A 22,800-nucleotide genomic window follows, 5' to 3' on the forward strand; every position below is an offset into this window, starting at 1 on the left:
TCCTATTCTGGTTTCTTAAGATTGGTGTGGGATGATGTATTACCCGCTATTTCTGAACCTCTTACTACATCTTGGGAAGCACCATTTAACAACGGCTTAGGTTGCTCTATCATTTCTTCCTCTTCCTTTTGTTCCTTTATGGCACGTTCTACTTCTTCCTTGGTAATATTATCACCTGTTTTTAACCATTTAGTAGTCACTTTTATCCTATTACTAAATGCCAAGAATATAGGCAACAACAACAAGGTTAAAATTGTTGCAAAGGCAATTCCATACGCAATGGAAATTGCCATTGGTTTTAAAAACTGTGCTTGTCTACTTCTTTCTAATAATAGCGGAGCTAAACCTGCAATAGTGGTTATAGAGGTCAAAAATATAGCTCTAAAACGAGAACGACCTGCCTCAAAAATAGCATCATCAAATTTCATTCCGTCACGTAGGTTTCCATTAAACTTACTAATGAGAACTAGACCATCATTCACCATAATACCTATTAGGGCAATGATACCCAACATAGATAGAATATTAACCGGGAAACCATGAATCCAGTGACCCCAAGCTACCGCCGTTAAACTAAACGGCACCAACAAAATAAGTAACAATGGCTGACTGAAACTTCGGAATGTAAACGCGATGGTAATGTAAATCAACAATAACACGGTTAATCCAACCACCTTTATAGAACTACTCATTTTAGCGGCCTCTCTGTTTTGACCCTCATATGACGCGGTAACCGTAGGATATTTAGATTGAATTTCAGGCATTATCACTGTGCGAATTTCACTCATGATATCTGTGGCACTTGTAGTTTTCTCATCTTTAATATCAGACGAAACTTGAATTTCACGTTGCCCTTCCAGGTGGTTTATAGCAACATCTCCTCTTTCGATTATATAACTCGCTATCTCCTTAAAAGGAACTTTGTTTCCGTCTGGGGTTACAATACGCATTTCATCCAAATCGGTAATGGACGAACGGTTTTCTCTATCATATCTTACCCATACTTTAATTTCATCCTGACCTCTCTGAAAACGTTGCGCTTGAGAACCAAAAAATCCTGCTCTTACTTGGTTCATTACCGTACGAAGGTCTAGCCCTAATAAATAGGCATTTTCTTTAAGTTCAAGTCTTATCTCTTTAATACCTGCTGGATCATTATCCGCTACATCTTTAAGTAGCGCATTATTCTCTAATATTCCCTTAAGCTCCTTTTTTGCAGCTTTAAGTTCTGTAATATTATTTCCTAAAAGAGAAACTGATACCGGACTGCCTCCAAAATTTCCTCCAGTACCGTAAATAAGGCTTTCTACACCAATCACTGGCCCCATCAATTCTTGAAGTCTATTGGTTACCATATCAGAACTGATAATATCAGGCCGCTCTTCACCCGGTAAAAGATTTATGTCTAACGAAGCCGCTGCACTACCCGGACCAATTCTTTTGATGGTATTTTCAAACAGCTTTTTGCCAGTACCTTTCAAGTACTTATCAGTAAGCTCTTGGTTTACTATGATAGATTTCTCTTCAATTAATGAGATTATAGAATCTGTTACCTTTTCATTAGTTCCATTAGGCATTAACAAATCAACAGAAACTCGATCACTGGCCACCCGCGGAAAAAACGAAGTCCGAATAATCCCTCCACCAATTGAGCCTAAAGTAAGAAAAAATGCAACTACAAAAAAAGCGAACATCAGCACTTTATATCGTAGTCCAAAACGTAATGCAGGACTGTACGCTTTGTCTCGCATCCAAACCATAAAACGGTCTCCCATTTCATTTATGACCCTTAACTTAGCAAAAGCTTTACCAATAGCTGTTTTAGGTTTCTTATCTATAGTCTTCAGGGCTTTTGAATGTGCCAAATGCGCTGGTAAAATAATTAGTGCTTCTACCAATGACACCACTAATGTGAGAATTACGATAACAGATACCTCACTAAAAATATCACCTATCCTTCCATCTAAAAAGAGGAAAATCGAAAATGCCAACAGCGTGGTAATAATTGCCGAAACAATGGGAGGTATCACCTCCATAGTACCGTCAATAGCAGCCTGTATAGGTGTTTTTCCTTTTTCGTAATGCTGATAAATATTCTCTGCAATTACAATACCATCATCCACCAGAATACCAATAACGATTATCATACCAAAAAGCGATAATACATTAATGGTCACATCAAAAAATCCTGCAAAAATAAACATCCCCAAAAAGGAAATAGGCAGACCAAAGGCTACCCAAAAGGCAAGACGTGTATTCAAAAACAGTGATAAGAATATAAGTACCAAAATCATACCTACAATGGCATTTTCGGTAAGCAATTGTGTACGTTGGTTAAGTGTGATACTACGATCACTTACCACATGCAGCTGTATATTATTATGCCTATGATTAAAATCTTCAATATATTCCTTTACTTTTTCTGCGGAACCAAGAAGATCTTCGGTATTTGTACTTGTAATGGAAGCGCTTACTGAAAGGTTACCATCATAATAAGAAGCATTGGGTGATTCTTCAAAACGGTCGCGTATGACCGCTACATCTTTTAATCGTATAGTACTACCGGAAGGATCAGCCCTAATAACCATATTAGATAACTCATCGCCATAATAAGACCTATTGTTAGCACGTATCAAATACTCTTCGGCATCGGTCTTAATATTACCACCTGTAACCAATATATTAGCATTGGCTACCGCCTGAGAAACTTCGCTGAAAGATATATCGTATGCCAGTAAATTATTTTCATTAACAGCTATCTCTATTTCTTCCAAGGGGTAACCACTCATTTCTATTTGTGAAATACCTTCTATTGCACGAAGCTCGTTTTCTACTTGCCTGCCTATTTGTTTTAAAGTAGCAAGGGGTATATTCTCTCCACTTACAGCAAAAGTTATAGTTTCTCGGACAACTTCTAATTTCGAAACAATCAACGGTTCCATTCCCGTTGGAAATGTAGGCACTCTATCTACCGCATTCTTGACTTCCAAAAGCATAAAGTCGATATCACGCCCTTTTTCAATTTCAACATTGATAACACCACTATTTTCCCTCGCAGTAGACGTAACCCTGTCAACTCCTTCAAGACCTTTTAGATTATCTTCAATCTGAAGCACAATACCCTCTTCTACCTCTTGCGGGGAAGCGCCTGGGTAAGTAATAGCAATTGTTATATTCTTAGAGTCCGTAAGTGGAAAATAGCTGGATTTCAATGAAAGTGCTCCAAATATACCGAAAACCATGAAAGCGAAAACAAAGACGTCTACGGCTACATGATACTTTATAAAATAAGAGATGATGTTCCTCATTATTCGTCGGTTTTTATGTTACTCTCATCAAAAACCTTGACCAGCATTCCGGCATAGGCACCTACTACTGGTTTGGAAACAATAGTAATTCCATCTGGCACATTTTTCAGTACCACCTTTCTATCAGAAAAATAAACCGGTTTTACGTCTATGATATCCAAAATGGTGTCGCGTACAACAAAAATTTTATTGTCCTCAAGTAAAAGACCTCTGTCTATTTCAATAGCATCTTCTTCTTGCTTAGCATCTAAATTAGCCTCCAAATACATCCCTTCCCTAAGGTTTTCGTCTGACACATCTATATAGGCCCTGATTGTCTGGGAAGCCAAATCAACACTCCCGTTTATACGCGCCACTTTTCCTGTATAAGTTTTGGTACCGTTTAGATTGATTAACTCTACGTTTTCACCAACTTTTAACAGGTCACTATATGCTTTACCAATGGCCACTTCCATTTCGTAAACATCTGTATTAATAAACTCACCAAGCTTTTGACCTGATCTTACTAGTGTACCCTCAGTAACCAAAGCCTCTGTGAGAATACCACTGAACGGAGCTGAAATTCGATATTTTGATAACCGTTGTTCCAGATTCTTTACATCATAATAGTTGGATAGTATACCACGACCGGAAATAAAATACTTTTCTTTTTCATTAGTCATTTCAGGCAATGCCGGAGTACTTTTCTCCATATCAAAGTCACTAAGATATTTTTGCCACTTTGGATATATCTCAGGATAATCTAGCCTTAAATCAGGCATTATGGAAGTAATTAAATTGTAGAGGTTACTTTTAGCGGATTGAACACTGGCCGCATATTCCGACGCATCTATACGAATAATTGTTTCGCCTGACTTATATGCCTGACCAGCTTTAAAGAGTTTATTTCCTTTTCTAAAAACACCCTGAACCTCTGAATAAAGCTCTACACGCTGCTTAGCACTTAAATTACCATTTGCTGGAATGATAATAGGAACGTTTCCGTTTTTAACTGTATCTACAAAAACAGTTTTGATAACTTTTTCTGGTTTTGGTCTTAAGGTTTTCTTGCTTTTTACAATTGCCATTGCAGCAAATCCCGCGGCAATAATCAACAAAATACCAAGAACGGATAAGAGGATCTTACGTGTATTCATAAGTTAGGAGGGCATTTGGCCAGTTGGTTGGACTGCAAATCTATTTAATAGTTTAAGCGGCTTTAGTTAAATGTATCTTAAAACTACTTTTTTTGAAACTATCGCAAAAAAAGGGATGCATATCTGCATCCCTTTAACCAAATTAACTAATAAATTATGGAAATCTATTTTCTACTCTTCGTCTTCAAATTTTGTATCGGCCATTCTAGTTCTGCCGTATTCTACATTTTTGAAATCTATTTTATCATCTTCTTTATCATAGTCAAAAACCAAGAACTGCTTTTCGTTCATTGTATGAAGGTTTTTGAAAGAATCAAATTTGTTATTCTGAATCTGTAAAACCTCTAGACTAGCCAATTGACCAAACTCTTCTGGAACTTCGCCACCCAATTGATTATTGGCAAGTACAAGTTCCTTCAATTTTGTTAGTCCGCCTATTTCCGAAGGAATACTTCCTTCCAATGTATTTTCAAAAAGACCTAAGCTTTCTAACTGAGCTAGACCACCTACAGATTTTGGTATGTTACCTTTTAAGCTGTTACTTGATAAGTTCAAAACCTTTAGGTTTTTAATATCTCCTATACTTTCCGGAATACTTCCTGTAATAAAATTATTAAAGGCAGTAAGTTCCATTAAGCTTTTCATGTTCCCAAGTTCTTGCGGAAGCTCTCCTTTAATGCGATTCATTTCAATCTTCAGAATACGAAGTTTAGAAAGTTCTGCAATTTCTTTAGGTAGCTCTCCAGTTATACCATTGAACGCTAAATTCAAAGATTCTAACTTTTCTAGACTACCAATACTACTTGGAATAACTCCTTGGAGGTTATTATTGAAAAGATTGATTTCTACCACACGATTATTTCTAATCGTAACACCCTCCCATGTACTAACATCAGCAGTCATATCCCATGATCTTACCCATGAGTCGCCATTTGTAGAATTATAAAGCGCCACTAGTGACTCCATCTCTTTGTTTGGAACTTCGGCCAAGACCGTATGCACCGTGATGCAAAAAAGCACTAAAAAACTAAATAGACTTTTCATACAATTGCTTATTTTTTTGGTTGACAGTTTGGATTTATGCAATTCCTTGGGAATTACCCTACAAAAATAAGCCTAAATCTAGATGAAAAACAAAAATTATCGTCTAACTGCACTATATTGTTGTGAAAACCTAATAATCTGTTGTGAGCAAAATTTCGCAGTTATAGTTTACGCTGTAGAACGATTAATTTTCTAGTTCTAGGGTGATATCTTCCCACTTGACCATCATTTGTTCCAACTGCTTTTTCTTCTTTTGATAACCATCAAAAAAGTTAGGAACCTCAATAGTTTTATCATAGTCCATTAAGAGTTTGTGATCTATATCAGCAATTTCCTTTTCCAGTCTAGCGATATCAGCCTCTACAGAGCTAAGTCTATTTTTTAGTGACTTTAATTTCTTCTGCTCCTTAAAATCTGTTGCACTAGATTTTGGAGCGGCGGTTTTCTTTTGTTGTTCTTGCTTTTTTTCGATTGCCCTAAAATCTTCTACCTTACGTTGATCCAAGTAATAATCTATATCACCTAAATATTCTTTAATTACCTTGTCTTTAAACTCATAAACTTTATTGGTCAGCCCTTGAAGAAAATCCCTGTCGTGAGAAACAAGAACCAGCGTTCCATCAAAATTCTGTAAAGCCTGCTTTAATACATTTTTAGATTGAATATCCAAGTGGTTAGTTGGCTCATCCATCACCAAAACGTTAAAAGGCTGCAAAAGCATTTTGGCAAGTGCCAAACGGTTTCGCTCACCACCAGAAAGTACCTTTACATATTTCTCTACCTCGTCTCCCTTAAACAAAAAGGAACCTAGAATATCTCTTACCTTACTCCTGTTCTTCTCATTAGCAGCATCAATCATCGTATCTAAGATAGTTTTACTACCATCAAGGTACTCAGCTTGGTTTTGGGCAAAATATCCAATTTGAACGTTGTGCCCCAACTTCATTTTACCACCATAGTCAAGATCACCTACCATTATTTTAGCCAATGTAGATTTCCCTTGCCCATTCTGCCCAACAAAAGCCGTCTTACTGTCTCTTTCTAAAAGTAAATTTACACCTTTTAGAACATGTTTTTCTCCGTAGCTTTTAGAAAGCTCGTCTATTTCTGCTATTACTTTACCAGGTGTTATAGACACCGGAAAACGTAAATTCATTACAGCGTTATCATCTTGATCCACCTCAATCCGATCCATCTTATCTAATTTTTTGATAAGAGATTGTGCCATGGAGGCCTTGGAACTTTTGGCGCGAAACTTCTCTATTAAACGTTCTGCTTGCTGAATTTCCTTTTCTTGATTCTTTAGAGCATTCATTTGTTGCTCTTTTATTTCTCCTCTAAGAAGAAGAAATTCTGAATAAGGCTTACCGTAATCGTAGATACGACCTAAAGAAATTTCTATAGTACGGTTGGTTACGTTATCTAAAAACATTTTATCGTGAGAAACAATCACAACTGCACCTGTATACCCTTTTAAAAATTGTTCTAACCAAATAATAGATTCAATATCCAAGTGGTTGGTAGGCTCATCCAGTAGCAACACATCATTACTTTGCAGTAAAAGTTTTGCTAATTCGATTCTCATTCTCCAACCGCCCGAAAACGTATCCGTTTTCTTATCAAAATCTTCACGGTTAAAACCAAGACCTAATAATATTTTTTCTGTTTCTCCTTGATAGTTATAACCACCAAGTATTTCATAGTGATGGGTTATATCACTCAAATCTACCATGAGCTGATGATAAATATCACTCTCATAATCCGTTCGCTCTGCCAATTGATGGTTTATATCATCTAGCCTAAGCTCTAAAGCCTTTATTTCTACAAAAGCCTGATAAGCCTCTTCTAGTACGGTACGGCCTAGAACAAAATCTATATCCTGACGAAGAAATCCAATTTTAATGTTTTTCTCCATTGCAATTGTACCCGAATCTATAGGCATATCTTTGGAAAGCATTTTTAAAAGCGTTGACTTACCCGCTCCGTTTTTTCCGATCAGACCAACGCGATCACCACCGTTCAAACGAAAGGATATTTCCTCAAAAAGATATTCTCCGCCAAAAGAAACGGAAAGGTTATGAATGTTCAACATACTTTAAAAAATTCTAGATTCAAATAGGCATCATGCCTAAAAGGTAGTTTACTAATTGTGAAAAATAACAATATTTTGTAATGATCGTTACGTCCAAAGAAAAGTCAAAATTGTACTTTTACCTAAAGTTTTGCAAATGTTAAAAAAAGGAAACAAACTATACAGCATTTTAACAGGAAGTTGTCCCAAATGTCATGAAGAGAGCATGTACGAAGACAAAAACCCGTATCATTTGGGTAAAATATTCAATATGCACGAGCGCTGTTCTATCTGCGGAACAAAATATAAAATAGAACCCTCGTTTTTTTATGGTGCTATGTATGTTAGTTATGGTGTGGGAATTGCTTTTGCCGTGGCCGCATTTGTTATTAGCTTCTTATTTATTGGCGCCACATTGGTTCACACATTTATTGCTATTGTGGGCACCATGATTGTTTTCATGCCTCTAATTGTCCGTCTTTCCAGAAACATCTGGATTAACTTTTTTATTCATTACGACCCCAACGCCCCGGCCAAATACAAGAAAAAGCTTAGCGAAAAAATTTCTGAGTAAATCTGGCTATGTTCAACTCTGGGTCCAATGCTTCGTTGTTTTCAGCGTAAGCGTATAATTGTTTTGATGCTGCGGGACCTATTAACACCCCACGTGAGCCAAAACCATTGAGCACATACATTTGTTTAAATTTAGGATGTCTACCAACCAAAGGCTTCCTGTCCGTCACAGTTGGCCTCACACCTGCTACTTGGCCCACAACCTTAAACTCACATTTAAGCACAGTCCTTAATTTTGCCAAAAGACCTTCTTTTGCACTTTCTGTAGGCAAATTAGTTTTATCATTGTGCTCATAATTGGCACCTACCCGATACATATCATCTCCTTGAGGGATAATAAACACAGAAGATTTTATGGCTCTTTCTTCTTTTAAATCAGGAGCTTCTATAAAAAGATACTCCCCCTTAGAGCCTTGCATTGGTAAATAATTGAAAAAAGGATTGGTCTTCAATCCAAAACCTTCGGCAAAAACAATTTGCTTAGCAGAAAAGGAACCATAATCAACTCCATTTTCAGTAAGATGTAAATCATCAAAATCAAAAGTCTCCTCAGACAGCAAGCCTTTTTCTTGAAGGTACTTTTTATAAGACAAAACCAGTTTTTTAGTATCGATCCTTCCGGTATGCATAACTTCTCCATATCCGAACGGAGCATCTATATTGCTATTCACATTTGGCTTAATCGTGGTATTTAAGAATACGTCCAAGCCTTTTTTATCAGAAGCTACAAACCATTGATTTTGCTCCTCCACAGAATGAAACCGACGATAGACAGGAAGGGTATAATCCAGTTTCACCCCTAATTTACGCTCTAAATCCGCATAAAAGGACTTAGCTAGCTTAAGTTGTTCTTCCGCCTGCCAGGCCAATGTAAAACGTTTCAGAATGACTGGGTTATATAGACCTCCTGCGACGATTGAAGAAGTTTGAGAAGCATCGCTTACTACCTTAAAAGTTTTGTTGTTCTTTTCTAATTGCTCACAAAACGAAATACCTGCAAGACCAAGCCCTACAATTAAATAATCTATCATATATAGCAAAGGTAGAAAATTGCCAATCAAAAAAAACGCCCCGACAAAAATTGTCAGGGCGTTCAATACTATTTGAATTGGAATATTCTAGGGACTAGTAGGCCCACATGTCTTGTTCACGGTCTCTTATGACCTCTTGAATTCTACCGGCTTCTAACAACTGAAACAAGGCATTGTCGGTAACATAATCATTTACCTTACGATCGCCATGAACGTTATCTTCTCTATAGATTACACCATTGAATCTTCTTGCGTTTAACAACATATCAAAAGAGATAGGTTGCGCAGAGTTTCTCTGGTTAAAAACCTTAGCCTCGTGCAAAATCTGCCGTGCATCTGGGTACCATACCCAAAAAAGCTCAACATTTGCATCACCTGGATTCATAGATTCATCATCGATAAAGTTAACGTCTGGTGCAACTGGAGCAATACCTAATAAACGGTATTTTAATTCTCCTTGGCGTTTATCAAAATACCACATACCTTTTATACGGTATTCTTCGATATCTGCGGCAGAAAGGTCCCTCTTCATAACATATTCAGGAGAAAGTGCTTCACCTGCGTTGATCTGTTCGTAACCATAATCTGTAGTATCTACCTTTTGCAACGTACTAGAAAGGTCACTAAATTTACGCTTATCCGTAAAATAAGAATCTGCATAAACATCTTTTAGCGTACCATTCTGAATGTTCTTCAAAAGAACATCATACAATGACCTTCTATCTTTACCTATATCTATAGTATCAGTAGGATAATATAAGGGAAAGTTTACCCTTTCATCTAGATCAATAACTTCCCATACGGTCTTAGACCAAAGAATGTCACGATCATCTACATAACCATACTTGAGGGGAGCATCATTGTCCAAAGCTTTTTGAGCTTCGGTCTTAATGCCTATTTCCTCTGGCTTTTTAGCGTTCAAAATGTTCGCCTGAGCCATCATGGAAACTGGCAACAATGTTACTGCACCAATTACTAAAGCATTTTTCCAATTCATCTTTGTAATATTTTAAATTACCGAGCAATCAAAAGATTGCCCGGTTTTTACTAGTTGTTATTAGTTTGTAATCTCCACTACAACCGGAGATACTTTCTTCAATTTATAACTCTTGTTATTTGTAATGTAAGCTTGGATATCAAATATCTGAACAGCATCACCTCTTTTAGCTCTCTTAAGGGCTGATTTGGCATTAGCGTTCAATCTACTTCCGTTAACACTTACAGTAGGCTGACCAGGAACTTTGAATTTGAAACCACTAACTTTTAAGTTTAAATCAAAATCAAAGTCTTCTAACATTGCACCAACAGTAGCAATTTCCATGTTAGATCTAGGCATTTTAGTACTACCAGTCTGCTTACTTACAGAACCTGCAGGTCTTGGAATATCCTTAATTCTAAATTCAGACTTAGAAGACACACCCTGACCATCTGGCAATGTACCAGAAGCAGTAATAGTAACCGTTCTACCCGTACCAGGATTCATAATGTACTTACTACCGCTTACAGGTTTTAAACCTGGAGCACGAGCACTTACTTTGTTATTAGGTATACCTGGTATAGATATAGACATTGGGTTAGCTACACCACGATAAACAACGTTCATCTTATCAGCAGCAATTAAAGCAGCGTTAGGCTTGCTTATAGTTGCAAAACTGTTTTTAACTTCTACTGGAATCTCTTCACCATCCTGCTTAAAGTACAATGTACCTTCTACAGTATGATCACCAGCAGAACCTGCTCCAATCAACATCTTAACACCACCAGCTTCTAATTTATAGTCAGAACCTTCAGAAAGTTTTCTTCCGTCTAACGTTAACTCAGCTTTTACAGGTGTAGAAGAATTATCAGTTTTACTAATGATAATCTTACCGTCATACTTTTCACCAGAGTAAAAAGCAGATTTACTAGCCTGTAATGATGTTGCAAAATTCTTAAGCGATACTTGGCTCGTTAACTCACCTTCCAACATTCTTTTAAGAGCGTCTTCCTCTGTAGCTTTTACGTCTGCTTGAAGCGCCGTAAGTTTAGCTAAAGATGCTACTAAAGGATAACCTTCATAGTGGTAATTGATCCAATCTTGCTTGCTACCATCTCTCTTTTCTTCTTTACCGTTTTCATCACCGGTCTTGAAACGAGCGTTTACAGATTCCTTCAAATCTTTTGGTACAATAGCCGCAACTTGTGTACGGTAATCACTAATTCTACTCATGAATTCCTTTCCACCTTCCGATAGATTATCTCCTTGAAAGAATTTTTGATCTAAGAAATCAGAATTATCCATTCTTGCATAGTCAGTAGCATCTTCTAAACCTTCTGTCATGCCTTCTTTAAGGCCTTCTAGATAGTCATAATACTCTTGTGACATCTGCTTGATTTTCTCAGCATCTTTATAAAGCTTTCCGTATTTCTCGGAATCTTCTCCAGCTTTAGTCTCTAGACCACCTAAGAAAGCTAGGTTACTTTCTGTAGTCTTTTCGTTTGAAGCTTCCATCTTTTCGTTCATAATACCGAAAGCTGCAAGTACTTCTTTGCTCATGTTTAACGCCAGCATAGCGATGAAGATCAAATACATTAGATTGATCATCTTCTGACGTGGTGTTGCTTTTCCTCCTGCCATGTTTTCTAATTAGGTTTGATTAATTAATTGATTTGGGGTTAACTAATCTCTAATTAGTTTCTAGTCATTGCGGTTAACATACCACCGTAAACTCCGTTTAAAGAAGAAAGGTTAGTAGATAAAGATGCCATCTGATCTTTAAGAGCTGATGCATTTTGTACTACTTCTTCATTAACTGAAGCTTGTCTGCTAGCACTATCTAATTGTACTTTGTATAAGCTGTTCAAAGACTCCATTTGAGCTGCAGCTTGTACCATTTCATCAGAGTACTTTCTTGTAGACTCCATAGCGTCAACTGTTGGGGCAATACCCTTAGCTGCACCTTCGAAATTACGGATACTAGATCCAAGACTTTCCATTAAGCTAGCGTCAACACCGGCTTCTTTTAATAAGTCGTCTAATTTCCCAGACAATGAAGCTTCTGCTTCTTTAATTTCTTGAGCTTCGTTGCTTCTTGCAACTCCCATAGAAGCACCACCGGCTAATTCTGGATATACTAAAGACCAATCGTACTCGTCATCTACTGGCTCAAATGCACTAATTGCAAAAATAAGAGCTTCTGTAATAAGACCTACCGCTAATAGAAGACCACCTGTTAAAGGTCCGAACTCCCAGTGAAGAATCTTAAACAATGCTCCAATAATTACTACCGATGCACCAAGGCCGTAGGCCATGTTAAATAATTTTTTTGTTGATTTTGACTGTGCCATAATTTAAGGTTTAATTTAAAAATTAATGTTAATAATAAAGATTTGGTTTACTGTTTGATTTGTTTATCGTCATCTTCTATGGCTAGAAGAATCCAATGGTGTATTTGTATTTGTGTATTTAAAACTTTTACTAAAGTAGTATTCCGACTTGATTTTTGAAATACTACTAATATTGTATTTTTATCTACTGGTTTTCCTGTACTGTAGGCAATACTTTTAGCCAGCTATGTTATCCTTTAATAGCATTTACTTTTTACATTCTATTGAGTTGAATCTTCTTCACCCATGTAATCTTGAACGGTTCTAAAACCAATGTAGCTACGTGCAGAATCTGCATATTCGTAATCTCTTGTACTTACTTGTAAGAAGTAAGCAACATCTTTCCAAGAACCACCTCGTATAACTTTTCTAGCATTTGCCCCATCGCCACCGTTAGGGTTCATAGTTGAAACGAATTCGTAAGATGATGGATCATAACTAGAGTTTGTCCATTCAGACACGTTACCGGCCATGTTGTAAAGGTTAAAGTCGTTAGGCTCATATGATTTAGCTTCTACAGTGTATAAAGCTGCATCTGCTGCATAATCTCCTCTTTGTGGTTTAAAGTTTGCCATAAAGCAACCTGTGTCACTTATTACATAAGGACCACCCCAAGGGTAAGTTCCTCCTTCGATACCACCTCTTGCAGCATATTCCCATTCTGCTTCGGTTGGCAATCTGAATTTATTCACAAATTGTTTTCCTTTACTTTTTTGATCGTCATTCTTGAATTTCGTTCTCCAATTACAAAATGCTTTCGCTTGCTCCCAAGAAATACCAACAACTGGATATTCACTGTATGCATCATGCCAGAAATAATCATTATGCATCGGTTCGTTGTACGAATATTCGAAATCACGAATCCAAACTGTTGTATCAGGATAAATTTCTAATTCTTCTTGACGGATAAAATCTTTTCTGCTTCCTGTTCTAGAACGTGCAGCAGCTTCAATATCCATCCAGCTATACTTATACTTGAGTTTTGTAACATCAACAGTACGTTGACCGTTATAAGACTCTTCTTCAGGAATGTACAATGAATCCATAACCTCTGTATAGTACTCATCTGGATAATCTGAAATATTCCAAACAAGATCTTGGTCTTTATTCAATCCACGTCCTTCAAAACCAGTCTCGCCCATGCCGGCATAATTATCCAACATATACTTGTCATAAGCCGAAAGTTTAGTCGTATCCGCATCTTTAAATGCATACTCGCCAATACCTTCATCCTCTGGCCCTAGACCTAATTCGTCTGCCAATATGGCCAATTTTGTTCTAGTAATGGAATCTTGTACCCATTCTACGAACTGGCGATACTCGCTATTCGTAATCTCGGTGTCATCCATGTAGAACGATCTGACCGTTACGGTCTTTGTTGGCGCGTTCAGAGTTTTTGCTTGGTCCTCTTCGGATTTTCCCATAATAAAGGATCCTCTTGGAATGAGTTCCATCCCATGAGGTTTCTCAGGATACCACTTCTTTCCTTGGACCCCAACTAGCTCTCCCTTTGTCTTTGATCCGCAACTGCTGAGCAAAAAAACAAACGCTATAGATGATAACAATAGCTTTTTCATACTTTAGGTTAAATTTCGATTCTGGTTATAAACTGCAAATACTATGATTTAATTCTACACTCTAAAACTGTGATTTAATCAAATTATTGTATCGATAGCAATTATACTATATATTTTTTTTACTCAATTAAAACCTTTTTTATAGGCCTTGAACCACCGTTCAGGAATGTTTTGGTCGCACGCTTCCAAATAGTCCTTTTTAGTGCATGGTAATAACGCCGATGAATTTGATTTAGTATGCGGCGTTAGTATAGAAGGTACCTCTACCCACCACCTATTTGTTAGGTGACTCTTGTGAAAGGTAAGCTCTTCGGTATCTGTGGGTACAATATACTTTGTAAAGTTTTCACTACTCTCAAAAGGCGATTCGTTTCTTCTAAAATTGTAACCTTCGATGAAATACCATATTATCTGGGCCATCAGCTGACAAGATTGATTGGTATTTTCCATTTCATAGATGCCAAAAATACTCACTTTATCACTAATTCCCGAATATCTGGCTATGGCACATATCTCTCTTCCGGTAAATCCATTGGGCGAAAAATCATTTGATAATCCAATTTCACTAGCTCTAACTGCACGGGCATCCATACTTATCATATGTGCATTACGCAACACAGGTTCGGCCAAAGAAATATCTGAACCAAGCTCTCCCAAACGGTAGGCATCAAAAAAAAGACGCTCCATTAGGTCTATTTCTTCTTGCGCATTAAAATAGCTTTGATATCCTATATTAGAAAAATTGAACAGGTTATTAGGTTTATCAGTAATGATCTTACTCATGTATGAATGTGATGAGATAAGCTCATCATCCATGCCAAAGTCAAATCTACTATCTACCGCAACCAAGTTTACCAAGTCTACAATACCGTCAAAAGAACGGTAGGCAGGATATGTGATATCTTGAGTTGCACCTATTATAATGGGAATTATCTTCTTTTCAAGAAGTGCCGTGAGTGTATTCTTTACTACAAAATAGGTATCCTCTACTGTTGCACCTTCTTCAATATCGCCCATATCGGCCAATTTTGAATTCCAGTTTCCTAACAATAGCTTATAAAGCTGAATACGAATAGCGGAAACATCTAGCTTTTCTGTCTTCTTTTCAAAAGCGTTTCTAGATTCTTTTACCCCTAAAAGGGCAATGGAAACATTTTCTAGATCAGGAAGACCATCTCTTTTATTATGTATTCTTGTATGCTTACCCAAAGATTGGGCGGCAAATAGTTCACAGTGAGCCATTACTTTGTCTTCTACTGGAACTAAAAAATCAAATGCCATTTATTCTTAAAGATTATTTATGTTTAAATCATAGAGACGCATATAATGCGTCTCTATTTTCTATCTTATAAAACTATTAATTAATAACCAATACCTGCGTACTTAGGACTGTTACTTTTTCGCTTTTGGCTTCGCTTTAGCCTTAGCCTTTGGTTTTGCTTTAGCTTTTTTCTTAGGAGTTTTTTGCTCTATAAGCTTTTTAGCCTCGTCCAAAGATATTTTTGTTGCATCTACAGATTTAGCGATCTCTACCTTAATCTTACCTTTTAAGATATTGTGACGGCCCCATCTAGCTTTTTCGATACGAATACCTTCATCTGGCCAATTCTGCACAACTTTATCAATCTCTTTCTGCTTTTTAGCTTCAATCAACTCAATAAGATCATCATTCGAAAGGTTATCGAAATCATATTTCTTATTAACGTTAATGAACATACCGTCCCATTTAATGAACGGTCCAAATCTACCTGTACCTTTTGTTACCTCTTTATCTTCATAGGTATATATAGGTGCATCTGCCTTTTGCTTTTCTTTTATTAACTCTACGGCACGATCAAAATCTACATCAAAGGCACTTTCACCTTTCTCTAATGAGACAAATTTCTTTCCAAAACGCACATAAGGTCCAAACCTTCCCACATTAGCTTCTATCTCTTCCCCTTCATAAACCCCTAGCTTTCTTGGAAGCTTAAAAAGCTCCATAGCCTCATCATAGGTAATATTAGCCAATGACTGCTCAGGCAATAGACTTGCAAACTTTGGTTTTTCTTCATCATCAACAGTACCCATTTGAACCATTGGCCCAAAACGACCCAATCGAACAGATACCTGACGGCCAGATTTAGGATCTTCACCTAAAATACGTTCTCCACTAGCACGATCGGCATTTTCTTGAACATCTAGTACATTAGGATGAAAGTCTTTATAAAAATCCTTCATCACTTTTTGCCAATCTTCTTCTCCCTCGGCTATCTCATCAAAGTTTTCTTCTACTTTCGCCGTAAAATTATAGTCAAGGATAGTAGCAAAGTGACTTACCAAAAAGTCATTTACAATCATTCCAATATCAGTAGGCACAAGCTTACCTTTATCGGAACCTACCATTTCAGAGAGATTTTTTACTTGTACAGCCCCTTCTTCTAAAAGTAATTGTACATAAGCTCTTTCTGTTCCTTCTATAGTACCCTTCTCTACATAACCTCTATTCTGAATAGTAGAAATAGTTGGTGCATATGTAGACGGTCTACCAATACCCAATTCTTCAAGCTTTTTAACCAATGATGCTTCTGTAAAGCGGTATGGTGGTCTTGAAAAACGCTCGGTTGCCGTTATATAATTATTCTGTAAAGCTTCACCTACTTTCATTGCTGGAAGCATACCTTCTTGCTCTTCAGCAGTATCTTCTTCATCAAGCCCTTCCATATATACCTTTAGGAAACCATCAAATTTGATGACCTCCCCATTAGCGGTAAACTGTTCTGAATGCGTACTTGCTTGAATTTTTACATTAGTACGCTCCAATTGGGCATCACTCATTTGCGATGCTATGGTACGTTTCCAAATTAATTCATATAATTTGGACTGATCACGTTCAAGCGATGGAAACTGATTTGTAATTTCTGTAGGTCTAATTGCCTCGTGAGCTTCTTGTGCTCCTTTAGCTTTCCCTTTAAATTTACGAACGGTGCTATATTTCTCACCGTAGTTATCTATAATAGCATCTTTAGTTGCCGTAATGGCTTCACTAGAAAGGTTAACACTATCAGTTCTCATATAGGTAATAAGACCTGCTTCGTATAATCTTTGTGCAACTTGCATGGTTCTACCTACTGAAAAATAGAGCTTTCTTGAAGCTTCCTGTTGTAAGGTTGAAGTTGTAAAAGGTGCTGAAGGTGATTTTTTAGCCGGTTTCTTATCTAAATTTCCAACCGAAAAATCTGCTCCTATATTTTCATCCAAAAAGGCTTGAGCCTCTTTTTGCGAAGAGAATGTTTTATTCAGCTTTGCTGTAAACACACTACCTTCTAAGGTTTTGAAAACCGCTGATATTTTAAATGATGCTTCCGCAGTAAAACCTTCAATATCACGTTCACGTTCAACAATAAGACGGACGGCAACAGATTGAACTCTACCGGCAGAAAGGCCTGGTTTTATTTTTTTCCACAATACAGGAGAAAGCTCGTAACCCACCAGACGGTCTAAAACCCGTCTTGCCTGCTGGGCATTTACTAGGTTATAGTTTATTTCACGTGGATTTTCAATCGCTTTTTGAATAGCCGATTTGGTAATGGAGTTAAAAACAATACGTTTAGTCTTGCTTTTATCTAATTTTAAAGTCTCGGCCAAATGCCAAGAAATAGCTTCACCCTCTCTATCTTCATCACTCGCGAGCCATATAGTCTCCGCTTTCTTTGCAAGGTCACCTAGTTTTTTAACCAGGGCTTTCTTGTCTGTATCGACAATATATTTTGGTTCAAAATTATTCTCTACATCTACACCCAGTTCTTTGGAAGGCAAATCTGCGATATGCCCAAAACTGGACTCTACCTTAAAGTCTTTTCCTAAAAACTTTTCTATCGTTTTTGCCTTTGCGGGGGACTCTACTATTACTAAATTCTTAGCCATTCATGGTTTGTTTGATAAAACAAAAGTAATTGAATTTTTTAATTAGATGCCATACCTTATATAATAGGTATAAAAAAACACCCCAATAAATAGAGGTGTTTTTAATTCATTTGACAGTTATTCACTTTAAACTGAACGTGCTGAGCAAGCTTATATCGTTGTTTAAATATTTATATTGATAAAGCTCTTTATCCCCTATCATCAGGAGAGAATCATCAAGAGGTATAACATCATAAGTAATTATATCTTTGAAATGACTTACCAACTTCAAGTCGTTTACGTCTGTCTTATCGTACACCTTTAAACCATCATCTCCATCACAAACAAAAAGCAAATTATCTTTAAAACCTATACCATAAGGACCTTTTAATGGATAAAACTTCTCCAGTTCAGGGTTTGCTAAGTTAGAAACATCTACTATATAAAGTCCGCTTTCAGTACCACCGCAAGAATTTTCGCCTCTTAGGGTTACAAAAGCATAATCGCCATCTACTACTACCGGGTCGCAAGCCGTACCATGTACAAACTCTGAAATATATTCCGGTTTTTCAGGTGATGAGATATCATATATATACATGCCTTGTGTTCCACCTACAAATAAAATATCACCTTGATTATATATTGTTTCAATGGCACCGTTAACATAAACATCCTCAAGGGTCTTTGGATTATCTAAATCTGAAATATCAAAAACGCTAATACTAGACCATTCTACTGCATACAAATAATCTTCAACAATTTTAAATCTAGCCAAGGACCCGCCTTGCCCAGTATCACCCCCAGATATTGATTCCGCAGCACTATCATTGAGTGCTATATCAACATTAGAATCATTAACCCCATATTTAGTTTTAAGTTCTTCTTCCGAAAGTCGTTGAGATTTAACTTCCCAACCCACAATTGCTTCTTTGCTAGCGTCAAAGTCTCCATAATCATAAAAATCTGCTTGTGGCCAATCTACATCAAAACCAACAGTACACCAGAATTGCTGATAGATAGCGTCTTCTATTCTTTGTACCATTGTTATATTATTGATGTCTGAAATATTCATTATGACCAAATCACCATAACTATCTGCATATAAGCGGTCATTTTTTATGGAAATATCATGATTACCTTCAAGCTTTATAAATGAAACAGCTTCTGGATTTACGGGATTATTATTATCTATAACATGAAAACCTCTGTTAACGTCATTAACAAAAACATAGTCTTGGTATGCATAAATTTTACCAGATTCATTAATAGGTACAGGTTCAGTAACCTCAACAGCCTCTTCCTTAAATCTTTTTAAATCTGTAGTTACCGGTGTTGCTACTAGATATTCTTCTCCAGATACATCATCTTTATCATCGCTACAGGAAGAAAGAGTTACTATAGCTGCAATCAATATTAAACAAAGGTTCTTTTTCATAGTTTGGCTTTTTTTAAAAAACAGTCGATATGCTTACCGACTCATCTACAAATCAGATACACCAACTTAATATAAGTTGCGTATCTAAATGGAAAAAACTTACTTATTCGTTGAACTGCCTAGCAAGGCTTACTCTTTTTTAAATATTAAGCCAGTCGAAATTGTTTCAAATATTATGGTATAAGAATCCCATGACTACGGTTAATTTATACGTTATTAGAGTTTTTAGTCATTCGTTAAATTTTCAAGTCTCATCCATGATATTTTGTTTTCATCCGATGACATAGATTCTTTTGGACCAAGTTTTATCCCAAAAGCTCCAACAAAAACATCTACATCTCCATCTTTATCATAATCCTCTACATCTATAGTTTGCCAACCAATTTTTGGAGCATTAGCCACACTTGTTGGTTTATACTTATCTCCTCCCTCATTTATCAACAAAACAATACTTTTAAAGTTTTCATCTATTAAATTTCCAAAATTAGAAATCGTAATAATATCTTTTCTACCATCTAAATTAAAATCTGCCACCCTTATTTTACTTGCACCGTGGTAAGGATAAAAGTATGATTCCAAAAACCCTCCTTTATTTTGACTCACATAAACACGAACTCCATGGTAATTCTTTAATACCTCAGAATAATCTGCGTTATCGCCATTACTAACGATAATATCTAAATCTCCATCATTATTCATATCCACAATTTCAAAATCATTCACTCCAAAAGCTGGATGAAACTGTAGAAGTTTTTTAGAAGTAACCTCATTCCTTTCAAAAGAAAAAGCAAATAACGCTTCGCTTTCCTGTGTAAACAAGGCTAATAACTCCTCCTTGCCATCATTATCAATATCTACGAATTCAATTTTTATACTACCAGAAAGTTCTTTTATAAGATGCCTTTCATAGGATAAATCACCCTTATTTTCATACCAAGCCAAGCTACCTACTGTATTTCCAAATTCACAAACCACAACATCTTCAAACCCGTCGCCATTAACATCATTTTGCAAAAAATCTACCGGTCGCCTTAATCCATCAATAAATATGTTTCCTAATTTCAACACCCCACTCTCTTCGTCCGAGGGATACAAAGACCCTATTGTCAATAAAGATTGTTCCTCTTTGAGAAAAGAAATCCTCACGGGTGGACTTTCTAACTTTTCTTTTTTAACTATTTCTCCATCAACAGTAGCTTGTATTAAAGAAGAATTTCTACCATCACCTAAATACAATTTTCTTGTTTTAGGATTATAATCTAGCATTGTAACTATTGAGGAAGGAATGCTATCATAAGAAAATGTTTTAATTTTAAATATAGAGTTGTCTTTTAAAATAGGTTGTTTATAAAGCTCAATTCCCTTGGGTGCCGTTATTTTGTAATACATAACCAACTTTTCCCATTCTTTCTGAGATAGTAGTGGTTTACTTGGATAGACATCTCCAGATGAACCTTTTTCATAATATTCAGGACCATGATTAGACATCCCTAATCTTAAACCCATTTCTGGTAATGTTTGGGAAAGCCAAATGTTTGAGGGCAGTAAGGATGGTTCTGGAAACATATGACATGAAGCGCATAGTGTTCTTGCCAACACTTCTCCTTCAGATTGTTTTTGCTTTGGCTCGCAACTTACTAGCGAAAAGAGTAAAATAGCAGGCAACAACCAATTGTAGGGATTCTTATAAGTGACCGTAATCTTCAAACTCAAACAAATTAATTATAGTAAATGTAAAGATGATTAAAAATCAAAACATATTGTTTTTATTAAGGTGTTTTGTTTTTTCTTAAACTACTCAAACAGCCAATTTTAGAATTTTTATAAAAACTTTACACCTGTCAATTTGTCATCAGTTTGATTTTAGCGTTATCTTTGCTGCCCGTTAGTTTAGAAAGGTTACAATAGATATGGAGAAAATTATAGACGAATCGCTTCAGGGTTCTGCCCTGGCACTTAAGAAGAAAAACGCTAATGGCAAGAAGCTTTATATTGAAAGTTATGGTTGCCAAATGAATTTTTCAGATAGTGAAATCGTTGCATCCATCCTAGCCAACGAAGGCTTTGACACAACACAAAATCTGAATGAAGCAGACCTAGTTTTAGTAAACACCTGTTCTATACGGGAGAAAGCTGAACTAACGGTTCGTAAGCGTTTAGAGAAATTCAATGCTATAAAAAGAGACCGCCCTCATATGAAGGTTGGTGTACTTGGCTGTATGGCAGAGCGTTTAAAGCATCAATTTTTAGAGGAAGAAAAAATAGTGGACATGGTCGTAGGACCAGACGCCTATAAAGACTTGCCTAATTTAATCCAAGAGATAGATGAAGGCCGTAATGCCGTAAATGTTATTCTTTCTAAGGACGAAACTTATGGAGATGTTTCCCCTGTAAGGCTTCACTCTAACGGAGTAACTGCATTTGTTTCTATTACCAGAGGTTGTGACAACATGTGTACGTTCTGCGTGGTCCCATTTACCAGAGGCCGTGAACGTAGTCGTGACCCACAATCTATATTAGACGAAGTGAACGACCTTTCCGAAAGAGGCTTCAAGGAAATTACACTTTTAGGCCAAAACGTAGATAGTTATTTATGGTATGGTGGCGGATTAAAAAAAGGCTTTGAAAAAGCTACAGAAATGCAAAAAGCTACCGCGGTAAACTTTTCGCAATTACTGGAAAGAACCGCTTTGGCTTACCCTAAAATGCGTATTCGTTTTTCAACATCCAATCCGCAGGATATGACTTTGGATGTTATTCATACCATGGCCAAGCATAAAAATATTTGTAACGCCATTCACCTTCCTGTGCAGAGTGGAAGCAATCGTATCTTAAAAGAGATGAACAGGCTTCATACCCGCGAAGAATATTTTGAACTTATTGATAATGCCCGTAGAATTCTTCCTGACTGTTCCATTTCACAAGATATGATTATCGGTTTCCCAACAGAAACAGAACAAGACCATAAAGACACAATGTCTTTAATGGAGTATGTGAAATATGATTTTGGTTATATGTTCACGTATTCTGAAAGACCGGGAACTATGGCTGAGCGTAAAATGGAAGATGATGTTCCGGAAGAAACAAAAAAACGAAGGCTTTCAGAAGTCATCGCTCTTCAAAGACAACATTGCCAAGAACGCACACAAAGACACTTAGGTAAAGTTCAAGAGATTTTAATTGAGAGTACTTCAAAAAAATCAGACGAACATTTCATGGGTCGCAACTCACAAAACACTGTTGCCGTTTTCCCTAGAGAGAATTATAAAGTTGGTGATTTTGTTATGGTACGAATGGATGAATGCACTTCTGCTACCTTAATTGGAGAAGCCGTAGGATATTCAGAAAATAATTAAATACCAACAACACCCCCG

The 22,800-nt window shown here is 36.7% G+C and carries 15 protein-coding genes; 2 read left to right on the forward strand and 13 right to left on the reverse strand.

Annotated elements, in window-relative coordinates; genetic code table 11:
- Positions 1–2 precede the first annotated feature (2 nt).
- The 4 genes from HW347_RS00855 to HW347_RS00870 form a co-directional block, all read right to left on the reverse strand.
- A complete protein-coding gene (locus HW347_RS00855) occupies positions 3–3,308 on the reverse strand; it encodes an efflux RND transporter permease subunit (protein ID WP_214610080.1) in 3,306 nt (1,101 codons plus the stop codon).
- The gene (locus HW347_RS00860; RefSeq protein WP_214610081.1) at positions 3,308–4,444 is read right to left on the reverse strand and encodes an efflux RND transporter periplasmic adaptor subunit; all 1,137 of its coding nucleotides are present in this window, start codon (positions 4,442–4,444) and stop codon (positions 3,308–3,310) included. Before HW347_RS00860 ends, HW347_RS00855 begins: the two co-directional genes overlap by 1 nt.
- A 171-nt stretch (positions 4,445–4,615) precedes the next feature.
- Entirely contained in the window at positions 4,616–5,488 is an 873-nt protein-coding gene (locus HW347_RS00865) for a leucine-rich repeat domain-containing protein (RefSeq protein ID WP_214610082.1), read from the reverse strand.
- A 184-nt stretch (positions 5,489–5,672) separates the two neighbouring features.
- Positions 5,673–7,580, reverse strand: a complete 1,908-nt coding sequence (locus HW347_RS00870) for an ABC-F family ATP-binding cassette domain-containing protein (RefSeq protein ID WP_214610083.1) — start codon at positions 7,578–7,580, stop codon at positions 5,673–5,675.
- Between the two features lie 136 nt (positions 7,581–7,716).
- Here HW347_RS00870 and HW347_RS00875 point away from each other — a divergent pair, with 136 nt between their 5' ends.
- Positions 7,717–8,133, forward strand: coding sequence for a DUF983 domain-containing protein (locus tag HW347_RS00875; protein WP_214610084.1), 417 nt, complete (start codon positions 7,717–7,719; stop codon positions 8,131–8,133).
- On the opposite strand, the gene HW347_RS00880 is transcribed toward HW347_RS00875, so the two are convergent.
- The 9 genes from HW347_RS00880 to HW347_RS00920 form a co-directional block, all read right to left on the reverse strand.
- Positions 8,111–9,163 (reverse strand): NAD(P)/FAD-dependent oxidoreductase, encoded by a 1,053-nt coding sequence (locus HW347_RS00880; protein WP_214610085.1) that lies wholly within the window; start codon positions 9,161–9,163, stop codon positions 8,111–8,113. The genes HW347_RS00875 and HW347_RS00880 overlap by 23 nt on opposite strands.
- Positions 9,164–9,257: 94 nt before the next feature.
- Complete coding sequence (porN, locus tag HW347_RS00885; RefSeq protein WP_214610086.1) at positions 9,258–10,160, reverse strand: type IX secretion system ring subunit PorN/GldN; 903 nt, start codon at positions 10,158–10,160, stop codon at positions 9,258–9,260.
- A gap of 60 nt (positions 10,161–10,220) precedes the next feature.
- Positions 10,221–11,780 (reverse strand): type IX secretion system motor protein PorM/GldM, encoded by a 1,560-nt coding sequence (gene porM, locus HW347_RS00890; RefSeq protein WP_214610087.1) that lies wholly within the window; start codon positions 11,778–11,780, stop codon positions 10,221–10,223.
- Positions 11,781–11,833: 53 nt separating this feature from the next.
- Positions 11,834–12,490, reverse strand: coding sequence for a type IX secretion system motor protein PorL/GldL (porL, locus tag HW347_RS00895; RefSeq protein WP_214610088.1), 657 nt, complete (start codon positions 12,488–12,490; stop codon positions 11,834–11,836).
- A gap of 260 nt (positions 12,491–12,750) precedes the next feature.
- A complete protein-coding gene (gene porK / locus HW347_RS00900) occupies positions 12,751–14,106 on the reverse strand; it encodes a T9SS ring complex lipoprotein PorK/GldK (protein ID WP_214610089.1) in 1,356 nt (451 codons plus the stop codon).
- A gap of 123 nt (positions 14,107–14,229) precedes the next feature.
- Positions 14,230–15,387 (reverse strand): formimidoylglutamase, encoded by a 1,158-nt coding sequence (locus tag HW347_RS00905; RefSeq protein ID WP_214610090.1) that lies wholly within the window; start codon positions 15,385–15,387, stop codon positions 14,230–14,232.
- A 111-nt stretch (positions 15,388–15,498) separates the two neighbouring features.
- Positions 15,499–18,012 carry a type I DNA topoisomerase gene (topA, locus tag HW347_RS00910; RefSeq protein ID WP_214610091.1) on the reverse strand — a complete coding sequence of 838 codons (2,514 nt, stop codon included), beginning with the start codon at positions 18,010–18,012 and terminating at the stop codon, positions 15,499–15,501.
- A 121-nt stretch (positions 18,013–18,133) separates the two neighbouring features.
- Entirely contained in the window at positions 18,134–19,426 is a 1,293-nt protein-coding gene (locus tag HW347_RS00915; RefSeq protein ID WP_214610092.1) for an LVIVD repeat-containing protein, read from the reverse strand.
- 225 nt (positions 19,427–19,651) lie between these two features.
- Complete coding sequence (locus tag HW347_RS00920; RefSeq protein ID WP_214610093.1) at positions 19,652–21,133, reverse strand: FG-GAP repeat domain-containing protein; 1,482 nt, start codon at positions 21,131–21,133, stop codon at positions 19,652–19,654.
- A gap of 203 nt (positions 21,134–21,336) precedes the next feature.
- Here HW347_RS00920 and miaB point away from each other — a divergent pair, with 203 nt between their 5' ends.
- Complete coding sequence (gene miaB / locus HW347_RS00925) at positions 21,337–22,782, forward strand: tRNA (N6-isopentenyl adenosine(37)-C2)-methylthiotransferase MiaB (protein ID WP_214610094.1); 1,446 nt, start codon at positions 21,337–21,339, stop codon at positions 22,780–22,782.
- The last annotated feature ends 18 nt before the right edge of the window (positions 22,783–22,800 follow it).

Origin of the sequence: Zobellia barbeyronii, from assembly GCF_018603515.1 — a bacterium.
Taxonomy (GTDB): Bacteria; Bacteroidota; Bacteroidia; order Flavobacteriales; family Flavobacteriaceae; genus Zobellia; species Zobellia barbeyronii.

What these genes read in the sequence shown, in the direction of transcription:
- HW347_RS00865 (WP_214610082.1), bottom strand. Translation starts at nt 5,488, where the DNA reads ATGAAAAGTCTATTTAGTTTTTTAGTGCTTTTTTGCATCACGGTGCAT.
- HW347_RS00915 (WP_214610092.1), bottom strand. Translation starts at nt 19,426, where the DNA reads ATGAAAAAGAACCTTTGTTTAATATTGATTGCAGCTATAGTAACTCTT.
- HW347_RS00860 (WP_214610081.1), bottom strand. Translation starts at nt 4,444, where the DNA reads ATGAATACACGTAAGATCCTCTTATCCGTTCTTGGTATTTTGTTGATT.
- porL (WP_214610088.1), bottom strand. Translation starts at nt 12,490, where the DNA reads ATGGCACAGTCAAAATCAACAAAAAAATTATTTAACATGGCCTACGGC.
- porM (WP_214610087.1), bottom strand. Translation starts at nt 11,780, where the DNA reads ATGGCAGGAGGAAAAGCAACACCACGTCAGAAGATGATCAATCTAATG.
- porN (WP_214610086.1), bottom strand. Translation starts at nt 10,160, where the DNA reads ATGAATTGGAAAAATGCTTTAGTAATTGGTGCAGTAACATTGTTGCCA.
- porK (WP_214610089.1), bottom strand. Translation starts at nt 14,106, where the DNA reads ATGAAAAAGCTATTGTTATCATCTATAGCGTTTGTTTTTTTGCTCAGC.
- topA (WP_214610091.1), bottom strand. Translation starts at nt 18,012, where the DNA reads ATGGCTAAGAATTTAGTAATAGTAGAGTCCCCCGCAAAGGCAAAAACG.
- HW347_RS00870 (WP_214610083.1), bottom strand. Translation starts at nt 7,580, where the DNA reads ATGTTGAACATTCATAACCTTTCCGTTTCTTTTGGCGGAGAATATCTT.
- HW347_RS00875 (WP_214610084.1), top strand. Translation starts at nt 7,717, where the DNA reads ATGTTAAAAAAAGGAAACAAACTATACAGCATTTTAACAGGAAGTTGT.
- HW347_RS00855 (WP_214610080.1), bottom strand. Translation starts at nt 3,308, where the DNA reads ATGAGGAACATCATCTCTTATTTTATAAAGTATCATGTAGCCGTAGAC.
- HW347_RS00880 (WP_214610085.1), bottom strand. Translation starts at nt 9,163, where the DNA reads ATGATAGATTATTTAATTGTAGGGCTTGGTCTTGCAGGTATTTCGTTT.
- HW347_RS00905 (WP_214610090.1), bottom strand. Translation starts at nt 15,387, where the DNA reads ATGGCATTTGATTTTTTAGTTCCAGTAGAAGACAAAGTAATGGCTCAC.
- miaB (WP_214610094.1), top strand. Translation starts at nt 21,337, where the DNA reads ATGGAGAAAATTATAGACGAATCGCTTCAGGGTTCTGCCCTGGCACTT.